Source organism: Micromonospora sp. M51 (genome assembly GCF_018070305.1).
GTDB lineage: Bacteria > Actinomycetota > Actinomycetes > Mycobacteriales > Micromonosporaceae > Micromonospora > Micromonospora parva.
Genome location: NZ_JAGPXZ010000374.1, coordinates 1 through 5,830, shown reverse-complemented (window position 1 = coordinate 5,830; position 5,830 = coordinate 1). Strand labels below are relative to the sequence as shown.

At 72.3% G+C, this 5,830-nt stretch carries 5 protein-coding genes and 1 pseudogene; 3 read left to right on the top strand and 3 right to left on the bottom strand.

What is annotated here, in order from left to right:
* Positions 1 to 114: 114 nt before the first annotated feature.
* Positions 115 to 1,110 carry a biotin synthase BioB gene (gene bioB / locus KBX53_RS19670; protein WP_030336132.1) on the bottom strand — a complete coding sequence of 332 codons (996 nt, stop codon included), beginning with the start codon at positions 1,108 to 1,110 and terminating at the stop codon, positions 115 to 117.
* Positions 1,111 to 1,394: 284 nt separating this feature from the next.
* On the opposite strand from bioB, the pseudogene KBX53_RS36445 reads away from it, so the two are divergent.
* A pseudogene (locus tag KBX53_RS36445) lies at positions 1,395 to 1,934 on the top strand (aminotransferase class I/II-fold pyridoxal phosphate-dependent enzyme); the annotation flags it as partial.
* 128 nt (positions 1,935 to 2,062) lie between these two features.
* Here KBX53_RS36445 and KBX53_RS19655 read toward each other — a convergent pair.
* Together KBX53_RS19655 and KBX53_RS19650 are read right to left on the bottom strand one after the other, a co-directional pair.
* Complete coding sequence (locus tag KBX53_RS19655) at positions 2,063 to 2,905, bottom strand: alpha/beta fold hydrolase (protein ID WP_030336127.1); 843 nt, start codon at positions 2,903 to 2,905, stop codon at positions 2,063 to 2,065.
* A gap of 302 nt (positions 2,906 to 3,207) precedes the next feature.
* A complete protein-coding gene (locus KBX53_RS19650) occupies positions 3,208 to 3,786 on the bottom strand; it encodes a TetR/AcrR family transcriptional regulator (RefSeq protein ID WP_210860894.1) in 579 nt (192 codons plus the stop codon).
* Positions 3,787 to 3,951: 165 nt separating this feature from the next.
* On the opposite strand from KBX53_RS19650, the gene KBX53_RS19645 reads away from it, so the two are divergent.
* Both KBX53_RS19645 and KBX53_RS19640 read left to right on the top strand, forming a co-directional pair.
* Positions 3,952 to 5,523 carry a histidine kinase gene (locus tag KBX53_RS19645; RefSeq protein WP_309140811.1) on the top strand — a complete coding sequence of 524 codons (1,572 nt, stop codon included), beginning with the start codon at positions 3,952 to 3,954 and terminating at the stop codon, positions 5,521 to 5,523.
* Positions 5,524 to 5,582: 59 nt separating this feature from the next.
* Positions 5,583 to 5,830: response regulator transcription factor (locus tag KBX53_RS19640; protein WP_247675891.1), on the top strand; the 248-nt coding region annotated here is incomplete at its 3' end.

Genomic DNA, 5,830 nt, shown 5'->3' with positions numbered 1-5,830 from the left:
GCTGGCAGAACCGGGGCGGCTCCAACTGGCGGGCCGACGCGCAGCCCGGGTGGGCGGTGGCCGTCGCCGCCTCACCGCACCGGTCGCACCACAGCTCGGTGGTCGTCATGGTCGTCACAGCGTGGCGGAGAGAGCCTTGACCGGCATCTTCAGCTCGTTGAGCAGCTCCAGGTCGGCAGTGGCCGGTCGACCCAGCGTGGTCAGGTAGTTGCCGACGATCACCGCGTTGATGCCGCCGAGCAGACCGTCGCGGGTGCCGAGGTCGCCGAGGGTGATTTCACGACCACCGGCGTACCGCAGGATGGTGCGCGGCATGGCCAACCGGAACGCGGCGATGGCCCGCAGCGCGTCCTTGCCCTCGACCACCGGGCGGTCACCCAGCGGGGTGCCGGGGCGCGGGTTGAGGAAGTTGAGCGGCACCTCGTGCGGGTCCAACTCGGCGAGCTGCGCGGCGAACTCAGCCCGCTGCTCGACGGTCTCGCCGAGGCCGAGGATGCCGCCGCAGCACACCTCCATGCCGGAGTCGCGAACCATCCGCAGCGTCTCCCAGCGCTCCTCCCACGAGTGGGTGGTGACCACGTTGGGGAAGTACGACCGGCAGGTCTCCAGGTTGTGGTTGTACCGGTGCACGCCCATGTCGACCAGGTCGTCGACCTGCTCCTTGGTGAGCATGCCCAGCGACGCGGCGACCTGGATGTCGACCGCCGCCTTGATGGCGGCGACACCCTCGCGCATCTGCTTCATGAGCCGGGCGTCCGGACCACGGACAGCGGCGACGATGCAGAACTCGGTAGCCCCGGTCGCGGCGGTCTGCTTCGCCGCCTCGACCAGCGACGGAATGTCCAGCCAGACCGAGCGCACCGGTGAGGTGAACAGGCCCGACTGCGAGCAGAAGTGGCAGTCTTCCGGGCAGCCGCCGGTCTTGAGCGAAACGATTCCCTCGACCTCGACCTCCGGGCCGCACCAGCGCATCCGCACCTCGTGGGCGAGCTGGAGGGCGGCGGGCAGGTGCTCGTCGGGCAGGTTCAACACGGCGAGGACGCCGGCCTGATCGAGGCCGACACCGTCACCCAGGACCTGGGTCCGGGCCTGGTCGAGGATCTCTGGCATGGCTCGTACCCTACTAGGCCTGTGCCAAAGCCCTCGGTCGCTGCCGGGGCCCGTCGCAGGCCTCGGCTCTCCGATCAGCCGGAATGACCTGGCAGCCCGGTCGGCACCGCACACCGAGTGGAATCGCCGGGCCGGTGGCGGCGGGTGGTAATTTCGCCCGGCGGGTGTCGGGCTGACCGGCAGGCAAGCGGGGGAGGGTGACGGTGGCGGACTGGCTCGCGGCGCTCGACCGCCGCGCCGAGCTGCGGGCGAAGGCCGGGCTCACCCGGCGGCTGCGCCCGCGTCCGGCCGACGACCAGATGACCGATCTGGCCGGCAACGACTATCTCGGCCTGGCCACCCACCCGGAGGTCACCGCCGCGGCCACGGCGGCACTCTCGGCGTACGGGCTGGGGGCGACCGGGTCGCGCCTGGTGCGGGGCTCCACCGACGCGCACCGGGCGCTGGAGGAGGACCTGGCCCGCTGGCTGGGCACCGACAGCGCCCTGGTCTTCTCCTCCGGCTACCTGGCCAACCTCGGCGCGCCGGCGGTGGTGGTCGCCCGCGCCGGGTTGGGCACGCTCAACCACACCGCGTTGACGCTGGAGGCGCTGGACCGTCGGGCGGTGCCGGCCGGCGTGGTGATCGGTGCCTGGCCGACCAGGCCGGAGCTGGTGCACTGGACGAATCTCACCGACATGGTGCCGAACCTGCTCGGCGCGCTGCCCGACGGCGCGGGGGCGATGGATCCGGGTGTGTTCCGGCGGTCCGCGCCGGGTTGGCTCACCCCGGCCCTGCACGGCGTGCTCGACGACTGGCGGGTCTGGGCCGAGGAGAGCAGCTGAACACCTGACCGTCGGTGTCCGGGCGGGCCGGGGCTCCGCCCCGGTTGCCGGCCGTGGTCGGCCCGCAACCGGGGATGCCGGACGTCAGAGCGCAGAGGGCTCCGGACGTCGGAGCGCGGCGGCAGTGGTCACGCGGCGGACAGGAACCGGTTGACCTCGCCGGCGAACTCGTGCGGGTACTGGAAGAGGAACCCGTGGTTGGCGTCCGGGTAGATGATCAGCTCGGCGTTCGGCAGGTGCCCGGCGAGCAGGTACGAGTTGGCGGTGGGCACCAGGATGTCGTGGTTGCCGTTCGCCACCAGGGTGGGCTGCTGGATCGCGGCCAGCCGGTCGAGCAGGGCGGCGCTGGGGATGCCCCAGTCGGCGATGGCCTCGGCCTGCGCGTCCCGTACGGCGAGTGTCGTGGGGGCGTCGCGGTCCTCCTGGCGGGTGAAGATGCGCCCGACGTACTCCATGCCCTTGGCCCGGCTCTCCTCGGTCGGGGCGAAGAAGAGGTAGAGCAGGTCCTCGGCGTCCTGTGCCTCCCGGTAGGCGTGTCCGCGGGTCTCTTCGGACCAGGCGTGGAAGCCACGTCCACCCTGCGGCCCGGTGCCGGCGAGGATGAGCCGACGTACCAGGTAGGGGCGCTGCAGGACGACGCTCTGTGCGACGAATCCGCCCAGTGAGAAGCCGAACAGGTCGACGGTGGTCAACGCGAGCGCGTCGATGAACGCGATGGCGTCCCGGGCGAACTCCCGTACGGTCGTGGGCACCTGCCCGGTCGATCCGCCGACCCCGCTGGCGTCGAAGAGGATGACCTCGCGCTCGGCGGCGATGTCGTCCACCAGTGCCGGGTCCCAGATGTCGATGTTGCCCCGGAAGCACTGCAGGAAGACCACCGGCGTGCCGCCTGCCCTGCCGAATCGCCGGTATGTGTAGGTCGTCCCGCTGTCGGCCTGCACGGTCTGGTTGGGCGCGGTGAGCATTGACATGGTCCTTCTCCCGTTCGGATCTGATCCAGCTGAGGTCGGTGGTCGCCGGGTTCGGCGCTTTCCGGGGCGCTCGCCATCCGGCGGACCCCGACCGGCTCTTTAGATGACGGACATAATCTATCACCGCTGGTAAGATTGGCTACGTAATCTAAATCTCAGCTGTGCGGGCGATGCGGCAGGTGACCAGCGCAGGCGGCCATCGAGGGGTGGCACGCAGGGGGTGTGCGAAGCGGCGGGGGCGCGCGGCAACCGAGCCTCGGGGCGGTGGTCGCCGGCCGGGCTCTGGATCGAGCGGGGTTGAGCTACCGCGTGAGGGCGTCGCGGACGACGTCGAGGATCTCGTCCGACAGTGGTGTCCCACTCGTCGCCCGGGCCAGGGTGAGTGCCCCGACCATCGACGTCAGATCGACGATCGCCCGGCGGCGGGCCTCCTCGCCCTCCGCGTCCTGGTACTCGGCAACCTGGCCGAGAATGGACTCCAGCCCGGCCACGTACGCCTTCCGCAGCGGGCCTTCGGCCGGCCCTCGGGCGGCGTCCGAGGCCAGCGCCGTGATGGAGCACCCGTCGCCCGGCGAGTCGCGGTGGGTGGCGGCGAGGTACTGGGCGAGGAGTTCGGCGCGGGCCTCCGTCCGGTCCGGGAACTCGCCGAGGAGCTTGTCCAGCAAGCTCTGGATCTCGTGGTGCGCGGTCCCGGTGGCGATGCCCACCAGCTCTTCCTTGGAGCTGAAGTGCTTGTAGAAGCCGCCGTGGGTGAGCCCTGCCGCCGCCATGAGGTCCTGCACGCTCACTCCGGCCGCGCCGCGCTCCCGCAGCAGCCGGGACGTCGCGGCCACCACCTCTTCGCGATGCTTCGCCGCGTCGGCACGTGACGACCTACCCATCGAGCGTCTCCTTCCGTGCTGTCCGTCGGGCGAACCCGCACCGTTTAGATTAGCTCGCTCATCCAAAGGTGGGTCGACGACTGGCAGGTCGCGGCCGGGGAGAGCTGCCGAACACCTGACTTTCGTCGGTGTCCGGGCCTGGTGCGCGTGGGTAGCCTGGCCGCCGTGCGGATCCTCCACTCCGCGCCGCCGGGTTGGCCGCACCGGCGGCGTCGCCTGCTGCTGGACGTGCTGCTCTGGGCGGTGGTGGCCGCCCCGGTCGGCTACGCCGGGATCAGCCCGCCCTATTCGCGGTACGCGTTGCCGCTGCTGGTCGGCAACCTGCTGGTGCTCACCGCGGCGGTGGTGGCGAGTCGACGTCAGCCGTTGGTCTCCCTGGTGCTGGTGGTGCTCGGGTCGTTGGTCGACGGCAACTTCCTGTTCGCCATTCCGGTCTTCAGCTATCTCGCGGGGCGGCGCAGCGCCACCGCCGGTCCGTCGATCATGGTCTTCGTACTGATCACGGCCGGTGGCACGGTGCTCAACCTGGGACTGCTCGGTGCCGGCGCCGCCACCTGGTTCCTGCTCGCCTCGGTGCTGCTCTTCGCCGCCGTGTTCCCCTGGCTGGTGGGCCGGTACCGCCGCCAGCAGCAGGAGCTCGCGGAGGCGGGTCGCCGGCACGTCGACGCGCTGACCCGCGAGCAGCGCGGTGCCGCCGAGCGGATCCGGCTGCGGGAACGGGCTCGGATCGCCGGGGAGATGCACGACTCGCTCGGTCACGACCTCAGCCTGATCGCGTTGCGCGCCGCCGCCCTGGAGGTCGCCGCCGACCTGGACGACAAGCACCGGACCGCGGCGAGCGAGTTGCGGGCCAGCGTCTCCGCGGCCACCGAGCGACTGCACGAGATCATCGGCGTGCTCCGCGAGGAGGGTGGCGCGTCGCTGCGTCCGAGTGGGGAGACCGTCGCCGACCTGGTCGAGGGTGCCCGGGAGGCCGGCATGGCGGTACGGCTGGACGCCGCCCCGGCGGTGGCGCAGCTGCCGGCGATGACCGGTCACGCGGCGCACCGGATCGTCCGTGAGGCGCTGACCAACGCGGCCCGGTACGCGCCCGGCGCGCCGGTCGACGTACGCCTCACCCGCGACGGTGACCGGGTCGAGGTGACAGTGGTCAACGACGCCCCGGCGGCCGGCCCGCTGCCCGCCCCGCCGTCGCAGGGCAGTGGGCTGCTCGCCCTCGCCGAGCGGGTCCGTCTCGCCGGCGGACCGCTTGCGGCCGGCCACCGGGCCGAGGGTGGTTTCGCGGTACGGGCGGTGCTGCCGGCCACCGCGCCGACGCCGGAGGCGATCGGGTCGGCCGTGGAGGTCGGGCCGACGGCGTCCTCCGACGAGCGACAGGGTCCGGCGGAGGGGCCGGTGGACGCCGAGCGGCGGCTGCACGACGCCCGGCGGCGGGTCCGGCGCAGTCTGCTGGTGGCGCTCGTCGCACCGGTCGGGTTCGCCCTGGTGCTCTCGCTCGTCTACTACCCGGTGGCGACCGCCGGCACGGTGCTGGACCGGGCCACCTTCGACCAGCTGCGCGTCGGCGCGCCCCGGTCGGAGCTGGTCGGGCTGCCCCGGCGGCAGTTGGAACGCCCCGCCGCCGCCGACCGGGCCGGCTGCGAGTACTACACCGACGGCAACTTCCCCCTCGCGGAGCCCACCTGGCGACTCTGCTTCACCGATGACCGGCTGGTCAGCAAGGAGTGGATCGCGTAGTGGACACCGACACGACGGGGGCGCCGCCGATCCGGGTCGTGCTCGCCGACGACGAGGCGATGATCCGGGCCGGTGTCCGGGCCATCCTCGCGAGTGACCCCGGCATCGAGGTGGTCGCCGAGGCCGGCGACGGGCACGCGGCGGTGGAGCTGGTCCGGGCACACCGGCCCCGGGTCGCGCTGCTGGACATCCGGATGCCGCGACTGGACGGGTTGGCCGCCGCCGCCGAGATCCGCCGGGTCGTGCCGGACACGTCGACGATCATGCTGACCACGTTCGGCGAGGACGACCACGTGGCACGGGCGCT

Coding starts and splice junctions, on each gene's coding strand:
- KBX53_RS19650 (WP_210860894.1), bottom strand. CDS start 3,786: ATGGGTAGGTCGTCACGTGCCGACGCGGCGAAGCATCGCGAAGAGGTG.
- bioB (WP_030336132.1), bottom strand. CDS start 1,110: ATGCCAGAGATCCTCGACCAGGCCCGGACCCAGGTCCTGGGTGACGGT.
- KBX53_RS19655 (WP_030336127.1), bottom strand. CDS start 2,905: ATGTCAATGCTCACCGCGCCCAACCAGACCGTGCAGGCCGACAGCGGG.